The 17,143-nt window shown below is 37.1% G+C and carries 16 protein-coding genes and 1 riboswitch; of the genes, 7 read left to right on the plus strand and 9 right to left on the minus strand.

From position 1 onward, the window contains the following. Window positions 1-131: 131 nt before the first annotated feature. The 4 genes from EDD60_RS04825 to EDD60_RS04840 all read right to left on the minus strand — a co-directional run bounded on the left by EDD60_RS04825 (window position 132) and on the right by EDD60_RS04840 (window position 4,177). Entirely contained in the window at window positions 132-2,387 is a 2,256-nt protein-coding gene (locus tag EDD60_RS04825) for a phage/plasmid primase, P4 family (protein ID WP_132226280.1), read from the minus strand. Further along, on the minus strand, window positions 2,380-2,820 hold the full coding sequence (locus EDD60_RS04830) for a DUF7768 domain-containing protein (protein ID WP_132226281.1): 441 nt from the start codon (window positions 2,818-2,820) through the stop codon (window positions 2,380-2,382). The genes EDD60_RS04825 and EDD60_RS04830 overlap by 8 nt, the downstream gene beginning before the upstream one ends. A 5-nt stretch (window positions 2,821-2,825) precedes the next feature. Further along, window positions 2,826-3,593 carry a phage antirepressor gene (locus EDD60_RS04835; protein ID WP_132226282.1) on the minus strand — a complete coding sequence of 256 codons (768 nt, stop codon included), beginning with the start codon at window positions 3,591-3,593 and terminating at the stop codon, window positions 2,826-2,828. Between the two features lie 68 nt (window positions 3,594-3,661). Further along, on the minus strand, window positions 3,662-4,177 hold the full coding sequence (locus tag EDD60_RS04840; protein ID WP_132226283.1) for an ECF-type sigma factor: 516 nt from the start codon (window positions 4,175-4,177) through the stop codon (window positions 3,662-3,664). 514 nt (window positions 4,178-4,691) lie between these two features. Between EDD60_RS04840 and EDD60_RS04845 the strand changes: the two genes are divergently transcribed. From EDD60_RS04845 to EDD60_RS04875, 7 genes are all read left to right on the plus strand, one after another. Beyond that, on the plus strand, window positions 4,692-5,639 hold the full coding sequence (locus EDD60_RS04845) for a hypothetical protein (RefSeq protein WP_132226284.1): 948 nt from the start codon (window positions 4,692-4,694) through the stop codon (window positions 5,637-5,639). A gap of 18 nt (window positions 5,640-5,657) precedes the next feature. Further along, window positions 5,658-8,456, plus strand: a complete 2,799-nt coding sequence (locus EDD60_RS04850) for an ATP-dependent DNA helicase (RefSeq protein WP_132226285.1) — start codon at window positions 5,658-5,660, stop codon at window positions 8,454-8,456. Between the two features lie 16 nt (window positions 8,457-8,472). Beyond that, window positions 8,473-8,676 carry a helix-turn-helix domain-containing protein gene (locus EDD60_RS04855; RefSeq protein WP_117445783.1) on the plus strand — a complete coding sequence of 68 codons (204 nt, stop codon included), beginning with the start codon at window positions 8,473-8,475 and terminating at the stop codon, window positions 8,674-8,676. 10 nt (window positions 8,677-8,686) lie between these two features. After that, a complete protein-coding gene (locus EDD60_RS04860; protein WP_165973124.1) occupies window positions 8,687-9,142 on the plus strand; it encodes an 8-oxo-dGTP diphosphatase in 456 nt (151 codons plus the stop codon). Between the two features lie 8 nt (window positions 9,143-9,150). After that, window positions 9,151-9,798: a DNA-3-methyladenine glycosylase family protein gene (locus EDD60_RS04865; protein WP_132226287.1), complete on the plus strand. Its 648-nt coding sequence runs from the start codon at window positions 9,151-9,153 to the stop codon at window positions 9,796-9,798. Window positions 9,799-9,880: 82 nt separating this feature from the next. Next, window positions 9,881-10,645: an Eco47II family restriction endonuclease gene (locus tag EDD60_RS04870; RefSeq protein ID WP_132226288.1), complete on the plus strand. Its 765-nt coding sequence runs from the start codon at window positions 9,881-9,883 to the stop codon at window positions 10,643-10,645. A gap of 82 nt (window positions 10,646-10,727) precedes the next feature. Then, window positions 10,728-11,735 (plus strand): DNA cytosine methyltransferase, encoded by a 1,008-nt coding sequence (locus tag EDD60_RS04875; RefSeq protein WP_132226289.1) that lies wholly within the window; start codon window positions 10,728-10,730, stop codon window positions 11,733-11,735. Window positions 11,736-11,800: 65 nt separating this feature from the next. Here the strand turns inward: EDD60_RS04875 and EDD60_RS04880 are convergent, their stop codons facing one another. The 5 genes from EDD60_RS04880 to EDD60_RS04900 form a co-directional block, all read right to left on the minus strand. Beyond that, window positions 11,801-12,265, minus strand: coding sequence for a hypothetical protein (locus EDD60_RS04880; protein WP_132226290.1), 465 nt, complete (start codon window positions 12,263-12,265; stop codon window positions 11,801-11,803). 171 nt (window positions 12,266-12,436) lie between these two features. Further along, window positions 12,437-13,567 (minus strand): 23S rRNA (uracil(1939)-C(5))-methyltransferase RlmD, encoded by a 1,131-nt coding sequence (gene rlmD, locus EDD60_RS04885; RefSeq protein ID WP_132226291.1) that lies wholly within the window; start codon window positions 13,565-13,567, stop codon window positions 12,437-12,439. Window positions 13,568-13,730: 163 nt separating this feature from the next. Beyond that, window positions 13,731-13,813: riboswitch (cyclic di-GMP riboswitch) on the minus strand. A gap of 106 nt (window positions 13,814-13,919) precedes the next feature. Further along, a complete protein-coding gene (locus EDD60_RS04890) occupies window positions 13,920-15,395 on the minus strand; it encodes a glycoside hydrolase family 1 protein (protein WP_132226292.1) in 1,476 nt (491 codons plus the stop codon). A 28-nt stretch (window positions 15,396-15,423) separates the two neighbouring features. Then, the gene (gene pepD, locus EDD60_RS04895) at window positions 15,424-16,857 is read right to left on the minus strand and encodes a beta-Ala-His dipeptidase (RefSeq protein ID WP_066449541.1); all 1,434 of its coding nucleotides are present in this window, start codon (window positions 16,855-16,857) and stop codon (window positions 15,424-15,426) included. A 16-nt stretch (window positions 16,858-16,873) separates the two neighbouring features. Then, window positions 16,874-17,119 (minus strand): Smr/MutS family protein, encoded by a 246-nt coding sequence (locus tag EDD60_RS04900; RefSeq protein ID WP_066449646.1) that lies wholly within the window; start codon window positions 17,117-17,119, stop codon window positions 16,874-16,876. Between the last annotated feature and the right edge of the window lie 24 nt (window positions 17,120-17,143).

The raw sequence follows: 17,143 nt of genomic DNA on the forward strand, positions 1-17,143 counted from the left end.
ATCAATGCTGAATTTGATGGTGTGACAGGGTAAGACTGTCATTTCCTATACTTTATATATATAGACTTAATTTTTTTACTCTATAGAAAAGGATAGTAAATAGCCGTCATTAACTGTCACACCTACTGTCATTACTCTTCTTCCATAAAGTCCGTCTTGAGTCTTAAGCCTTTAATGTATCTGCCCTTACGGTCACGGTATCTTTCAAATCCGACTGTTTCCAAGGCTGTGTAGAAATCTGTTGTACTTCTTGTAAACTCACCCACCTGGGTACAGAAGATTCGATACTCGTTATATACCTCGCTCGACTTTGCCACATAGGCAGGGTCAAGTTCGCAGCGTTCACTTAAGAAGTAGGAAAGCCAATCATTACTTTCCTTATAATGCTCAATGGCATCACGCACCTTCTGTGGCGGGTCAATCTTGTAGTTGTCTGCGATTACCTTTCTTGCACCTTCGATTACCCATGTAAGGATTGCTCCACCTGCCTTTTCAAACAGATAGTCCGCATAGTTCTTGATATCAGCACTTCCTTCAATCTTGGCATCAAACGGAATAACGATAAGTCTTCTCCATGTACCCTTATCAATCGCACCGACCTTTGGCAGATGGTTGGTATAAAGTACAAGTGTATGTGTCGGAGTATATGAGAACGGATCTTTATACTTCTTTTCAGCATAGATTTCATCGGTAGAGCAAAGCTGTTTAACATTGGCAGTATTCAGTCTCATGCCTTCTTCCAGCTCTGCTGCAATGAGCATTCTCTTACCCTTTGCCTCGGCAAGTTCCGGCTTGACATTTCTTCTGCATCCAACGGTAAGCATATCTGCAGAGATGTTTCCTGAGTATGTACCAAGAACTCTTGCGATAACATTCCAGAAGGTTGACTTACCATTGCGGCCTTCTCCATATGCGATAATGAGTGCCTCAACATACACCTTGCCGATTGCTGAAAGACCAACCATTCTCTGAACATAATCGATAAGGTCGGTATCCTTTAAAAAGAAGGTATCAAGTGCGGCTGCCCAGATATCTGCTCCATCACTTGATGGGTCAACGGTTGTCTGCTTTGTGATGAAATGCTCTGGTCTGTGTTCCATCGGAAACTTGGTGCCCTGTCTTAAATCATAGGTAAGAGTCGGTGTGTTCAGCATGAACTCATCAGCATCAAGGTTTCTCTGTTCTACTTCAAGCATCGGACGAGCCTCTTTTAATGTGGCAGCAATATTCTTTGTATCTCTTCGCTTAATGGCATATTTCTTATATGCCACAGCATCTTCATACATCTCGTAGGCATGAGCCTGCTGTTTATTGAACATCTGCACTGCCTTCTTCGGACCCACGGATACAAGAATCTCCATACCGCCATTCTTTACAAGTTCATCCATAGCTTTCTTCATTTCGGTTTCAGCCTCTGCAAGCTGTCTTTCTGTCAAATCCTGGGAAACCCCCTGGGACTTTGGTTTTGACTCTTCCCAGAAACTGCCGTTGTAAACCATGTAATCAGTCGATGGGGAATAGCGAAGGATGTCCTTATACTCGGTTGCAAGAACCGTAGCTTGCCCCACATCGGAGAAGTCTTCCGGCTTTAATCTGCAGTCAGAGTTGTACTGTTCAGGTGGAATGTATCCTTCCTGGTTCGACACCTTGTTACCGAACTTTGATGCACTTCTCCATATCACCTTGAGTTCACTTTCAGGAAGTGGTGGATTACAGAGTTCTGCCTTCTTAAGGAAGATCTGATAAGCCTCTTCTGTATTTCCGTATCTCTTGATAATCTTCCCGGCAATGTGGCTCATGGTACTGTTACGCTGACCTTCCGGCACCTGCTCAAGGCTTGCATCGAAATCTGAAAAATCATCCTCTTCCAGATAATCAAGAATGGTCTTGTCACCTTCATAGAACTCCACTTCATCAGAGTCATTGCCATAAAGGAATCTTGCAGAGTCTAATGCGTTGGTATCGTAATAAGGGAAAGCATCAGCTATCTTGCGTTTCATGGCTGCATACTCTTCTCCGTCCGTTACCTTTGGTATAGGGAAGAATACATGAAATCTTGGTCTTGCCGATTTATCACCCTTTGGAAGGTTGTGGTGTCTGCTGTAAGATGCAGCGAAAACAACTCCCGGAATTGATAATGCGATATCAAAAGGAGCAAGCCAGTCATCCGGGTTCTCTGAATGGTCATTGTCACAGTCAAGAGGAATACAGTCGGAGGATTCAAAGTTATCCTTACTGCGATAGTTTCCTTTATACTTTGCAGTGACATGATCCATCTTGGTTGCTGCGATAAAGGACTCTTTATCCGTTACAACATTCTTATTGGGATACAGACAGTTACCGCTGTTGCCGACACAGTCTGCTGAATAAACAGTAAAATTAATCATATTCTCCGACCTCCTTCAAATCCTGGGTAAACCATCTGATCTTCATTCTTCTTTTCTTGGCAACACCAATCTCACGAGCCATGCCACGGCTTATCACACCACCGAAGACCCAGACCTCTGTGCATTTGCCAAGAAGTACATAATTGAAATGCATAGCCATCTCTCTTTCAGCCTCATTACCGTCATCCATGAACTGCGGATATAAAAGATGAGGTGTTACCGGGATAGCATTTTCATCAACAGCGAATCTGCTGTATCGTTTTGCATTCTTTACATTGGTTTCAACATCACCTGCATATGGACTGCACACATACACCAAAGGAAGATAGGCAGCCTTTTTATCAGCTGCCATTTCCTCACGGTGGATGTTGGTAAGAGCCTCATATGTGGTCGGGTCAAAGTACCCTTCGTGATTAAACTTATCAACACCCATATCTCTTAATCCTCCTGTTCGATAACTGGTAAGATGCCTTCACTCTTCAAAAGGTCATAAAGGAAAAGTCTGCCCTTCTGAGTCCAGTAGGTATGCATCACACTTCTGCTCTCATCGATTGCATAGGTACGGGACTGTGTGTATCCACACTCTGCATAGTGCTGATATAAAAGCCAGGTCTTTCTGAACTTGTACTGAACCCCAAGTTCGTGAAGAAGTTCATTGAACTTGCGACCGCTCATACCGTAATCCTTTGCAATCTGTGTAATAGGTACTGTGTTCTTGTTCTGTAAAATAAGGTCATAGTAGCTTGCCTTAGGCTGAAGTTCTGCAATCTGCTGACGCTGAACAAGTGCCAGACATTCAAGCTGCTTTCTTCTCTCACGCTCTTCCTTAAGCTGTGTGAGTGCTGCAATCGCAAGATCAGGATTTTCCAAGATCTCATCGATGGCATACATTCCATGCTTACGGATAGCCGGAAGAACTTCTGATGTAACCCAGTGCTTGAACTTCTTCGCATTCGGCATCTTGCTTGAAAGGATAAGACTGTAAAGTCCAGACTCATTGATGATGATGGTTTCCTTATCCTGGTTTCCATCAAAAATCATGACCTTGTGTCTGTCCTCTTCCTCTACATGGCGGTTGATATCTCGACTACCGTTCTGGTACCCGAGAATGTCTGCTACATCCTTGCCGACAAACATAACCTCACCGTTTACAGTTGCTGTTCTTACAGAGCCAAACTCTGTGCTGTTAAATACTTGTAATTCCATACGAATTACCTCCTTAAATTAATTTCTCGGAGGTGTCACCCTCCTACCTGGTAGCCTTGGGAGAAGGGTTAAAAGGACGTTTTTGAAAAAACTTTTTTTAATTTGTTGATAGCACGTCTGTAACGATGGCTGACAGTGTTGGCATCCTCACCGATTTCTGCTGCGTACTCACCAACGGTGTAACCATCAAGTGCAATTGCAATGACCATATCTGCCACTGCAGGCTTAAGAAGACTTCTCAAAGTTTCACAGCAATCTTCGTATTCAAGCTGGTTATGTACTCCATCAATTGAACTGTTAAAGGCTGACTTATCAGCTGCTCTGTACATGATTGCTTCTTCGGTGTTGACCTCAACTGTTCCGTCCTTGCTCTTCATATAAGCATTGCCAGTATGACGGTCATGCTTGTGCCAGCTGTTGTAATCGGGTCTGTTGAATCTCTCTTCGATTACATCCTGGATTCTCTGTTCGTAGTCTTCCTGGCTTTCATTTTCTGAAATGGAGATATTAAGCCATCTCTCCAATTCCACGTTTTCGACCTCAAGGGTCTGGTACTCGTTCTCGTAACGAATCTTGATTTTCATAAAGTTCCTGCCTTTCTGCCTGGTTCTTGCAGAAGGGCAATGGGAACAAATAAAGGCCGGTGCCTATAGAAGTACCGACCCATAAAGCCTGAAAAAGGGCATAAGGAAATAAGGGTACCTCTATCACACCTTCCACAGGTTGTCCTGTGGTTGATGTCGATATCTGTATCCCAATGCCCTTATAGCTAATCAGGCCTTGTGATATTTATTTTTTAAGTGCCTCTGGCACTTAGTTGAATCCACCTAATGAACTCAACTAAAGGTCAGAGAGGTAAAATAACTGCATTTGTAAATTTTCTCTGCGAACGCATATTAACAAACTGTGAAAGTGTAGATTTTTGCGTTCTTTTCTGATATACTATTGGGTAGAACAATTTCCCAATACAGCCTTACAAGTAGCAAGCACTCGCTGTTTGCTTTTTACACTTCTCATTATAGATAACTGGCTCGGTAGAACTTGGTAGTGGCTGGTAGGCTTCGGTAGTCTTGGGTGTAATGAAGAAAGAGGTGGATTATGGAATTCACAGAATTTGCACAAAAAATAAAACCCATCATCGGTGGTTCATACAGCACTCATGTCTTTACCAGAACACTGTTTGAATCAATCATCACCGAAGAAGGGTTATTACAAATTGAAGATATAAGTGAAAACACTTTTAAGGCCTATTACAACGGTCAAACCAAAATAACGAAAATTTCTCAACGTATTTTGCCTCACATAGATCCAGAACAATTTATCGCATATTTGGATGGTTTCCCAGAAGCTACAACGCAAAGACTGTGCGACACATTTGAGTCTGATATCGAGGGGATTGACCTATATAATGCAGCTGAGAAAATTGCATATTATTTTGAAAAAATTCTTACAACAGCTGCCACACAAAAAAGAAAAAGCACTCCTAAGAGTGCTGATAAAACCCCACATGATATTCTTGAAGAAAAGATACTGGCATCTGGACAGGCAGTAGCCGATGCGTGGGGTAACGCAGTAAGCAACCTGGTAAATGGATTAGATGGAAACGATAATGCCGGAATAACAAGTGTTCAGCTTCCAGAAGAACAGCCAAATGAATCCCTCTATTCTTCTGAAGACAATTTACTGCTTGAAGAATTCACAGCAGATTATGACGAAATCATGGTTATTCTCATTGGAGAAAACTATGCTGCGTCATTAATCGACATGACTCTGCCATGTAAAATAAAAGACTTGTATGAAACCAAATGGATGTCAAAAGCAGATACATTTGCTGATCCATCTTTAAAATCATATGTTTTTGGTTTGCTTGGCGAATTAAACAATATAAGTAGCAGCTTTTTAGTCAGTGGCTCTGCAACTCCTTTTTTAGGAAGTTCCAGAACCAAAATACGCAATTTGTATGTAAAGCTTCATCCCGACCAGTTTGCTGGGACATTTCCGTATGATGCATTTATCGATGATTGGGATGATGGAGAATATTATTAATCGGAAAGGAGGATGTTGATGCCATCGATTGATGAATCCATCCGTAAAATAGACAACGTCATATGTAGGCATTTAGATGAAATAGAAAACAATTCTCGTGGTGCTATTTCTCAAGACATTTTAGAGCAGCTGACAAAGTTCGTAAATCATGTCATGCTCAAGTTTTATGCCAACGGGAGAGAAATACCTATCACTGCCGAAAACATAGCAAAGGCCACAGAGTTTGCACAGATAAGCAGTGAACTGTACACTTTATATAAATTCCATAATTACCTGGAAGTAGTCACCACACAATATACATTGGATGAAGACGGCTCCGAACGACTAATGCTTAAGTATTACCAGTACCTGTTAGAAGCGAAGAATCTTATCTGGCACTACTTTGGTATTGAGGTACTACATAATTTAGATAAGTTCCCTCTTCATCTAGATGATACCTTACAGGAATACTATAAAAAGATTTCTGAAAAAATAGAACGATATCCAGTGGAATTCCATACCGACAGCAAAGACAAATACTATATTCAGAAAATCAAACCGCTGTTTGTAAACAGAAGAATATATTATGAAATCACATTTACACCTGTAGATGATAGAAAAAACAAATCCAAGTCTAACAGAGTAATTGCTTTTACTAAACTTCCAATTAAAAGCAATTACGCATCAAAGTTTCATCTCGTACATGAAACTATCGAGATATTAGGAAAAACAATGCCTATCATCATTATTGACGGCTGGGAGGTATCCATTCGTGACTGTGAATTTCAAAATTTTATTAAACTGATAAAAGGAGAGAAAAAAAGAGTACCATATCCAGAGCAACGCTTAATCTGTGAGTTCCTTACTAGAACAAAGTACACTTTGACTGCCATAATGGACTTCCCGGATAAAGCATATGATAGGCTTACTCTTGAATGGAAAAACAACCTTAAATCTACGGTGTTTATTCCTATTTTAGATTACTGCAGAGAACTTATTCGAAATGGTCGTAATGGAAAGAATGTGCTGCGATACCTTCTCTATAACATGAACAATGTTATTATTAAAGGTCAATATTCAGACGGATACTATAGCAAATACTATGAAGAATGGATACACGCCGGAAACAGTTATCTTTCTAATTTGTACTTATCAAACGGTTGCAGGCAGTTTGATTCTTTACCATTTAACAGATCTCCTGTTGGTCACAATCCAAAATTAGGTGCTGTTTTTGATTGTATTCCGTGTAAAGACAAACGCCCGGAATTGTTCGCAAGGTTTATAAGGAATAACACTGAAGGCAGAGGACAACTCTTTACTGATGTTGATGAACTAGGTAATTTTCCTGATTACCCAAGACTCATCGAACAGTATAACGACAGTCTTTATTCAGGGCACAGACCTGAAAGTGATTTAATGCTTGAACATAATCAAGTATTTATAAACGATTACAAACTCGATACTTGCACTGTAATTGAAAAATTACAAGAGTTGTCAGAATCCGGTATCGAAAATTACAGTGACGATGTTGAATTTTGGCTACTATTCGGCGATTACGAAATTGACTGCGATGAAAAGAAAGACATCATCACCCGTATATTTTCGGAATCAAAGGTTGGTGTGATATACGGTTCAGCAGGTGTAGGAAAATCTACGCTAATAAACCATGTTTCTCACTACTTAAATGATGATTCCAAACTATACCTTACACAAACGAATCCTGCCAAAGAGAACTTGATGCGAAAGATCGATGCTGAAAATACTACTTTTTCAACAATTGAAAGTTTCAAACATCAAGGCTCTGCTTTTATGAAATATAAATTATTGGTTATCGATGAGTGTAGTACCGTAAGCAATAAAGATATGGTTGAGGTTCTTCAAAAGGCAAATTTTGAAATGCTTTTATTGGTTGGAGATACTTATCAGATTGACGCCATTCAATTTGGAAATTGGTTCTCGGTATTAAAAGCATTTTTACCAGAAAGTGCTGTATTTGAACTCACCCAGCCCCATCGAACCAAGGATGAACGATTACTTGAACTGTGGGATAAGGTCAGACAGATGGATGATACTGCAAAAGAAGTCATCGAAAGAGAAAGCTACTCCTTAAAAGTAGATGAATCCCTTCTCTCTTCTCTTGAACCTGGAGAGGCTATCCTCTGCCTAAACTACGATGGTTTATATGGAATAAACAACATCAATAGATTCCTACAGGAAAGCAATCCTAATCCTGCTGTTCAATGGGACATTCAACAGTATAAAGTTGGAGACCCGATTCTCTTCCTTGATTCAGATAGGTTCTTCCCTGTCATACACAATAATATGAAGGGAATAATCAAGGGAATAGAAATCTTAGACCCCGGCACTCATGAAGAACGCATTCAGTTTGATGTTGAGATACCTAAAGCAGTAGATGAAAGTGATCTCAGGCGTATTAATCTCGAACTACTTGAATGTTGGGAAAGCGAAGGAAAATCGTTAGTTAGATTTTGTGTACACAAATTAAAGAGTGCTGACGAAGATGGAGATGAAAGTACCTCATTCACTGTTGTTCCATTCCAAATTGCTTATGCTGTATCAATACACAAAGCACAAGGTCTGGAATATGACTCTGTAAAAATAGTTATTACCGATGAGGTGGAAGAATTAGTAACTCACAATATCTTCTACACTGCTATCACAAGAGCCAGAGAAAAATTAAAAATCTACTGGACTCCTGAAGTCGAGGAAAAGGTTATTAACCGAATCAGACCACGAGATATCAGTAAAGATGTCGAACTCTTGAAAAACTATCTCACAGAAAAACAGCAAGAAGAATCATTCGATTTTTGGTTGTAAAACAAGGAGGTTGATTATGCGAATCAGTTACAACAAATTATGGAAGATGTTGATTGACAAAGAAATGAACAGAAATGACCTTAAGGAGGCTGCCGGAATCAGTGCAGCTTCCATTGCCAAACTTGGCAAGGGTGCAAACATCACAACTGATGTTCTTCTCAAAATCTGTGAGGCTATGGATTGTAAGTTGGAAGACATCATGGAAACAATAAAGGATTGAGGTGGAACGGATGAATCGTAAAACCCCGGTCGAACTCACGAATATGTGTATGATTTATGATGACCAAGGAAATGTACTTGTCGAAGAAAAGCTTGTACATAACTCCAAAGGATTAATTTTCCCAGGCGGTCACGTAGAAAGCAACGAATCGGTAGCTGAGTCTATGATTCGAGAGATCAAAGAGGAAACAGGACTCACGATTAGTAATCTTCAGTTCTGTGGCATCAAAGATTGGATTGAATTAGATGGTTCTCGTTACATGGTTTTCCTTTATAAAACCAGCACATATTCTGGCAGCATTCAATCCTCATCAGAGGGAGAAATATTCTGGATGCCACTTAAAGAATTAAAAGCAAAGGAAACCCTATGGCATTTAGATATGATGCTAGAGATTTTTGAAGGCAATGGAGTAACAGAATTATATTTCAATCGAAATCTCAATACTCCTAACCCAGAACTAAAATAGGAGGTTCTATGTCGACAATAGTATTAGACGAAACATCTCCAGCCATACAGCACTTATGCAAGAAAGATAAACGCCTAGCAAAAGTCATTAAAATGGTCGGACCCATCACTTATGAAGTAGAATCCAAGAACCCGTATGCTTTTTTAGTTCATGAGATCATAGAACAAATGCTCTCTGTTAAAGCTGGAGCAAAGATTTACGGTCGACTAAAAGATTTGTGCAATGGAGAAGTTCTTCCTGAAAAAATTGCTCAGTTGACCAATGAACAAATAAAAAGTATTGGCACTTCTTCTTCCAAAGTTTCTTTTATTCGTTCTCTAACCGACAAAGTAATATCTGGAGAACTCAATTTAGAAACTTTTGAACACCTCGATGACGAAGAAGTGTATAAAAAACTATTATCCTTACGAGGAATTGGAAGTTGGACAGCAAAAATGTATCTGATATTCGTATTGGATAGGCAGGACATACTTCCCTATGAAGATGTCGCATTTCTACAATCATATGAATGGATATACAAAACTAAAGATAGGTCAAAAGAATCTATCACCAAAAGATGTAAAAAATGGAAACCTTACTCTTCTATCGCATCGAGATACTTATATCGTGCATTAGATATGGGATTTACCAAAAGCGAGTTCCATTTATACAAATAATAAACAACACATAATAGCTGTACGTTTTTTGGTACATCAAAGATGATACAGTTAAATAAGTAAAGATTAAAGGAGAATAATTATGGCTTATTTATCATTTATTTCAGACGAGGATTTATTGCAGTGTATTGCTGAATTACACAATACTTACGAACAGTGTCAGAGAGCCTTTACTACCGCTGACTTTTACAAGAATAAAGTTGATCCCATTAAATTCCAGTTTGATATGGCTTTCAATGGTATCAATGATAATGACTACATTAAAGCAGAGATTACACGTCAGGTTGATAAAACAATTTCAAATGCAATCGGTGACTTCCATCAAAGATTATTAGGCTGTATTGATGGCCTCAATGATTTAGGTGTTGGTAACGGTTGTGATTTGGTGAATGACCAAAAGACAATTTTTGCCGGACTGAAAAACAAACACAATACCATGAACAGCAGCTCTTCGGAAGCTACAATTCAGAAGTTGATTCATTTTGCTGAAGAATATCCAAATGCTACTTGTTATTGGATTCAGATTATTGCCAAAAGAAGCATTGATGAATTATGGGAAGGATCTTTCAACGGTAAGCACTATGCTCATCCTAGAGTAAGAAAAATCTCCGCAGATAGATTTTATGCATTAGTTACTGGTATTCCAGATGCGTTTTATCATCTGTGTGCCGTTCTTCCTCAGGCTACAAAGGATTATCTCGATAGCCTAAACAACAACTCACAAGGAAAAACTGAGTCTGCGTCAGTTTATTCTGAATTAAATACAAAGGCTCAACAAAACGGTAAAACTCTAATCGAGCAGATTATGGCTGACAACTTTGAAACCTATACGGGATTTAATCAGTAATGACTTGACTTTATGAAAATTAAGAGTGATATATAGAAATACCGTTTTAGGATACTACGATAAGAAATGGAGGTAGCCTTATATGGCTTTTAAATCAATTGAACTGTTTGCTGGTGCCGGAGGTTTAGCCCTTGGACTAGAGCAAGCTGGTTTTGAACATATCGGTCTTGTTGAATTCGATCGTTCTGCAGCTGATACCCTTATTCATAATCGTCCATCATGGAACGTTTTATGTGAGGATGTAGAGATTGTTGCTGCACGAGACCTTGAAACAGAATTCGGCATAAAAAAGGGAGAACTTGACCTGTTAAGCGGCGGAGCGCCTTGCCAATCTTTCAGTTATGCGGGTAAAAGATTAGGACTCGATGATGTTCGAGGAACAATGTTCTATCACTATGCTACTTTTTTACATAAGTTGCAGCCAAAAATGTTTTTATTTGAAAATGTTAGAGGCTTGTTAACCCACGATAAAGGTCGCACATATGAAACGATTCGAAATATCTTCAACGATGAAGGTTATACAATTCAATATCAAGTTCTTAACGCATGGGATTATGGTGTTCCTCAAAAAAGAGAACGATTGATTACTATTGGAATCAGAAATGACTTAGTAGAAAAATGCTCTTTCAACTATCCAGCTAAACACGATTATAAACCTTTGCTAAAAGATATCGAGTTAGAAACAAATCCTACCGAATGTGGCAAATATTCTGAATACAAAGCAAATATATTTGCCTTAGTTCCTCCGGGTGGATACTGGAGGGATATCGACCCTGATATTGCAAAAGAGTATATGAAAACTTGCTGGTTCATGGGTGGTGGAAGAACTGGAATACTTAGAAGGTTAAGTCTTGAAGAACCTTCACTAACCGTATTAACAACCCCTCAAATGAAACAAACTGATAGATGTCATCCTTTGGAGGTTAGACCTTTCAGCGTTAGAGAAAATGCACGTATACAGACCTTCCCAGACGATTGGGAATTTCAGGGAACAATCGGTGCTAAATATCGACAGGTAGGAAATGCAGTTCCTTGTAATTTAGCAAAAGAAATCGGATTGGAATGTATTAAGACTTTAGAAATGTTATAACCCCAAATATACAAAAAACAGAGCCATCGATGTAATCAACCTCGATGGCTCTATTATTTTATACATCATGCTTTACATATCATGCTGCTATCTATAAATTCGTATTCATGCGTCACTACAAAACCATCCGCATCTAATTTCTCTTCTAAATAATCAAGCAATTCTGTGTTTTCTATATAGTAATACATTTGCGGAACTACAAATTTACTCAAATCAGCTCTAAGCTGTTCCAAATCTATGGAGTTAGTTCTTTCAAATTTGTTTATTTCCATTGCATAATTATGATGCGACAAATATTCGTTGATTCGCTTTACGCACTCCGCGTCATCTTTATATTGTTCTTTCCACTTAAGTAAGGATGTTCTATTACTTAGATACATAATTCCACAGATAGCCTTTGTTGGAGCACTGACATAAATATAAGCCTTTACAGGTTCATCCGGGAATACCTTACGATGCTCATATATCTTTTCTCCTGATAACACTTTACGATAAACATCGTCCCTTAAACTCATTAACATTGTTCGCATTTCCTTATCACCTACCATTCAATATTTTTGTCTGCCCAACCTAATCTCAATACTTTTATCTACCCAACTATAAAATTTAGATAAATTTTCCTGGGGGTTTCCTGCTTTTTCATCAATAGATTTTCAACACCCAAAACACTGAAAAAGCCTTATATTTCAGGCATTCTCACACTATCCATTATGTACTTTAGTCAACAGCACCACGCACTCAACATGTCCGGTGTGTGGAAACATATCATACAAATAAACATCACTTGCTTGATAGCCAATTTCCTTGAACCATTTCAAATCTCTCGCCTGAGTTGTAGGATCACATGAAACATACACAACTTTCTTAGGTTGAAGAACTTTTACACTATGAATAAATTCTTTGGTACTTCCAGCACGTGGTGGATCCATAATAATACTGTCGACACTTTGATGTTTGTTTGCCATTTGAATCATAAATTCTGTAGCATCATCATTGATAAAACGAACATTATCAATATGATTCATTTTCGCATTATTTAAAGCATCTTTATATGCATCTTTATTTAATTCAACTCCTATAACCTCTTGACACTTATCAGCCACACTCATACCAATTGTTCCAATTCCACAATATGTATCCAAGATAATTTCATCTTTTTGTGAATTTAACAACTCTTTTACCTTAGCATAAAGTTTAACACATTGTTCATGATTGATTTGATAAAAAGAACGTGCTGATATTTTAAAAGTTAAACCACATAGTTCATCAACAATAAAACCCTTTCCATACAGAACTTTTTCATTATCTGATAAAACAACACTTGTTTGTCTTTTATTAACATTTAAAACAATACTTTTCACAGTTGGACAGGCTTTGACTAACTCTTGACAAAAATTTTTAGAGCCTTTAAACATTCCATCCGTAGCAACCAAAACAACTAATGTTTGATTTGTTGAAACAGCCCTTCTGATTAGCACATGTTTCATAAAACCTCTATTTTTCTTTTCATCATAAATAGACATTCTATATTTTCTAAATAACGATTGGATTTTAGATAAAATCTTATGTGTTTCTTCGTCATGTAACAAACACTTTTGAGTTGGAACGATTTTATGACTTGATTCTTCGTATAATCCATATTCGTATTTCTGATTAAAAGCAACTATAACTTTATTTCTATATTCATATGGATGGTCCATTCCCTCAACTGAATGAACATTCAAATGCGGAAATAGTTTCTGACATTCTTCTTGTTTTTTTACAAGTTGTTGATGATAATCCATATTGATATATTGACAACTTCCACAACGTTTACTTATATCACATTTCATAAAAAAATCTCCTTTCAAATGAGAAAAGGTAAAAGCAAATGCTTTTACCTTACTTTCATACACATGACAGAAAGGGATTTGTCAATACATGAATATCAATATATTCGGTATGAAAGCTCATATGTAAATGAACATGTAAAACATGCTGACTCCAATAAAAAAGATTGGCAACTGGCTGTCTTATCTTACGACTTAGACCCTATAGCTTTGCGTCACTATTTTTCAATAGTTTAGCCATTTACATATCTGTTTATATTATAACAGTCTTTTTCTTAAAAGTATATAAACTCTTATAAAGTTTCAATTATTGAAATAAATTTTATATAAGAAAAAGACAAGCTATAACTTGTCTTTATGCTAAATCCTCACCATTACTTTCAATGACTTTTTTATACCAATAGAATGAATCTTTAGGACTACGTTTCATTGTTCCAGTTCCATCATCATGTTTATCGACATAGATAAATCCATAACGTTTTCTCATTTCTCCTGTACCAGCTGAAACTAAATCAATACATCCCCACGTCGTATATGCTCTTAAATCTACACCATTATCAATGGCTTTTTTCATTGCTTCAATATGATCACGATAGTAATCAATACGATATGAATCATGGATAGAACCATCTTCTTCAACAGTATCAAAGGCTCCTAAACCATTTTCAACAACCATTAATGGTCTTTGATAACGATCATAAATCATTTCTAAGTAATATTGTAACCCATCAGGATCAAATGCCCAACCCCAATCAGAATACTTCAAATATTCATTTTTAGCACCAGTTGTAAAATTTCCACCAACTTGATCTTTAATTTCATGAGTTGTAACTAATGAAGACATGTAATAAGAGAATGTATACATATCAACTGTCCCTTCTTTTAAATCAATAAGATCTTGCTCAGTGATGTCTAATTTTACCTGATGTTCATCCCATAAACGTTTTGCATAAGTTGGATATTTTCCAAAACATTGAACATCTCCACAATAGAAAATAGATTTTTCCCATTGATGACGATTAGCAATAATATCTTTAGGATCACATGTTGCAGGATAACTTGTAATTCCACAGATCATACAACCAATCATATTTTCAGGATCAATTTCATGTCCCATCTTCACAGCATGAGCACTAGCAACAAATTGATGATGTAAATGTTGATAAGCTCTTTGATAATCTTCTTCTTTAGCTTCATAGAACAAGCCTAATCCCATAATTGTATTATTAATTTCATTAAATGTTAACCAATATTTAACCAATCCCTTAAATTCTTCAAAACAAGTTCTTGCATAACGATCAAAGAACTCAATTAATTTTCGATTTGACCATCCACCATATTTTTCAATCAAATATAAAGGTGTATCAAAATGCCATATTGTCACCAATGGTTCAATCCCATATTTTCTTAATTCCTTAAAAACATTACGATAAAATTCAATTCCTTTTTGATTAGGTTGTTCTTCATCACCATTTGGATAAAGTCTTGACCAAGAAATAGACATTCTAAATGTTTTATATCCCATTTCAGCAAACATTTTAATATCTTCCTTATAATGATGATAAAAATCAATACCATCATGATTTGGATATAAACACTCATCTAAACAAGCAAAATGTGCACCTTCAGGCAATTGTACTTGTCCTTCTGAAGTCACCATACGACAATGATTACCATCCTTGTCAATATAAGTCACTTGTCTACTTTCTTTGACTGAGCCACCAGTCGTTACATCTGTCAAGGCAGGTCCACGTCCGTCCTCGTTCCATGCTCCTTCACATTGGTTAGCAGCCGTTGCGCCACCCCATAAAAAATCTTTAGGAAATCCCATAATTTATTTACCTCCTTTTTCCTATTGATTACAATGTTTCTAAAAATGCCACTAAAAATTGATAAGTCTGATAAAATGATTTTAATTCTAATCTTTCATCAGGTGTATGAATATCTGCCATATTTGGGCCTAATGTGACAATATCCAATTCAGGAATTTTTCCTTTAAAAACTCCCGTTTCTAAGCCACCATGAGTGGCAACTTCACGTAATGCTTGACCTGTTTGTTTATGATAAAAAGCTTTTAATTGTTCTCTTAACACAGAATGAGGATCATAATCCCAACCAGGATAATCATTAGAAACCTCTACATAACCATCATAAAGAGAAGCAACCAATTCCAATTGAAGGGATAATTCCTGTCTAATACTTTGTAATGGTGAACGAATAGAATATTCAATTTGAATACAATCGTCCAATGTTCTTACAACCCCCATATTTAATGAAACAGTTGTCAAACCAGGAATCACCTGTGATTTTTCAATCAATCCATTAATCGCAAGATACATCATTGAAATAATAGCTTCACTATCTTGGAAACGAATACAAACATCACATTCATCTTCATAAATATCAAGTTTAAAATCCGGATCACTATTAGCTAACTCTTGACGAATGTCATTTTCATATGCATCAAGTAATTGACAAATAAGATCATACGAACTAGAACTTGCAAAAGCAACGCGACATTCACGAGGAATAGCATTGTTTTTTAGTCCACCAGTCATTTCTACCAAACGAATATCAATACCTTCTTTTAATAAATGATACATAATTCTAGCTGCAAGCTTATTCGCATTCCCTCTTGCTTTATCAATACATTCTCCAGAATGTCCACCTAACAATCCTTTCACTTCTAAAACATAGACAGGTGAATCATTATCTTCACCAATAATTTGTTTAACCATTGTTAAATCATTACCCCCAGAAGATGAAGTACATGTTTCTCCTTCTGTCTCACTATCTAAACCAATCATTCTTTTTGCCTTAAGAATACTTGTATCTAATCCTAAGGCTCCACATAATCCAACTTCTTCTTGAACTGTAAAAACACATTCAAGAGGTGGATGTTTTAGTGCCTTGTCAGTTAAAATAGCTAACATATAACAAACTCCATACCCATCATCAGCCCCTAAAGTTGTCATAGCAGCATGTAAATAACCATCTTCAACATATAAAGCCAAAGGATCATGATCAAAATCATGATCACTATCATTATTCTTTTCATTCACCATATCCATATGAGCCTGTAACATCAAAGGTTCATGTTTTTCATATCCTTTTGAAGCCTCTTTAAAAATAACAATATTGTTCATTTCATCTCTATAGTATTTTAATTCATGTTCAATTGCCAATTGTTCAATATAATCAGCAATTCCCTCCTCATGATAAGAACCATGGGGAATCTGAGCAATCTCCTCAAAATAACGATTAATCAAAATACTTTCATCTAAAACAGCCATAATCATTCTCCTTCCATTAAAAATCTCGCAAAATAAGTTCGGTTATTCCTGGATTCATTGATAACTCAACACGCTTTACCAAAGGATGCTTTCGATACGTTTTTCTAATCATATCCTTTAAAGCCGTTCCTCCATGATATCCATGAATAATACGAATCATATATGTTGCTGAAGATGCTTTCTTTAATGCTGCATCTATTCTTGTCCTGGCTTGAAACTGATTCATACCATGAACATCTATTTCAATTATTCCTGCATTCATATTTTCACCACTATTCATTATAAC

This window comes from Longibaculum muris (genome assembly GCF_004343035.1).
Lineage (GTDB): Bacteria > Bacillota_I > Bacilli_A > Erysipelotrichales > Coprobacillaceae > Longibaculum > Longibaculum muris.

What these genes read in the sequence shown, in the direction of transcription:
- EDD60_RS04870 (WP_132226288.1), top strand. Translation starts at nt 9,881, where the DNA reads ATGGCTTATTTATCATTTATTTCAGACGAGGATTTATTGCAGTGTATT.
- EDD60_RS04845 (WP_132226284.1), top strand. Translation starts at nt 4,692, where the DNA reads ATGGAATTCACAGAATTTGCACAAAAAATAAAACCCATCATCGGTGGT.
- EDD60_RS04860 (WP_165973124.1), top strand. Translation starts at nt 8,687, where the DNA reads ATGAATCGTAAAACCCCGGTCGAACTCACGAATATGTGTATGATTTAT.
- pepD (WP_066449541.1), bottom strand. Translation starts at nt 16,857, where the DNA reads ATGGCTGTTTTAGATGAAAGTATTTTGATTAATCGTTATTTTGAGGAG.
- EDD60_RS04850 (WP_132226285.1), top strand. Translation starts at nt 5,658, where the DNA reads ATGCCATCGATTGATGAATCCATCCGTAAAATAGACAACGTCATATGT.
- EDD60_RS04825 (WP_132226280.1), bottom strand. Translation starts at nt 2,387, where the DNA reads ATGATTAATTTTACTGTTTATTCAGCAGACTGTGTCGGCAACAGCGGT.
- EDD60_RS04900 (WP_066449646.1), bottom strand. Translation starts at nt 17,119, where the DNA reads ATGAATGCAGGAATAATTGAAATAGATGTTCATGGTATGAATCAGTTT.
- EDD60_RS04835 (WP_132226282.1), bottom strand. Translation starts at nt 3,593, where the DNA reads ATGGAATTACAAGTATTTAACAGCACAGAGTTTGGCTCTGTAAGAACA.
- EDD60_RS04865 (WP_132226287.1), top strand. Translation starts at nt 9,151, where the DNA reads ATGTCGACAATAGTATTAGACGAAACATCTCCAGCCATACAGCACTTA.
- EDD60_RS04840 (WP_132226283.1), bottom strand. Translation starts at nt 4,177, where the DNA reads ATGAAAATCAAGATTCGTTACGAGAACGAGTACCAGACCCTTGAGGTC.
- EDD60_RS04880 (WP_132226290.1), bottom strand. Translation starts at nt 12,265, where the DNA reads ATGCGAACAATGTTAATGAGTTTAAGGGACGATGTTTATCGTAAAGTG.
- EDD60_RS04855 (WP_117445783.1), top strand. Translation starts at nt 8,473, where the DNA reads ATGCGAATCAGTTACAACAAATTATGGAAGATGTTGATTGACAAAGAA.
- rlmD (WP_132226291.1), bottom strand. Translation starts at nt 13,567, where the DNA reads ATGAAATGTGATATAAGTAAACGTTGTGGAAGTTGTCAATATATCAAT.
- EDD60_RS04890 (WP_132226292.1), bottom strand. Translation starts at nt 15,395, where the DNA reads ATGGGATTTCCTAAAGATTTTTTATGGGGTGGCGCAACGGCTGCTAAC.
- EDD60_RS04830 (WP_132226281.1), bottom strand. Translation starts at nt 2,820, where the DNA reads ATGGGTGTTGATAAGTTTAATCACGAAGGGTACTTTGACCCGACCACA.
- EDD60_RS04875 (WP_132226289.1), top strand. Translation starts at nt 10,728, where the DNA reads ATGGCTTTTAAATCAATTGAACTGTTTGCTGGTGCCGGAGGTTTAGCC.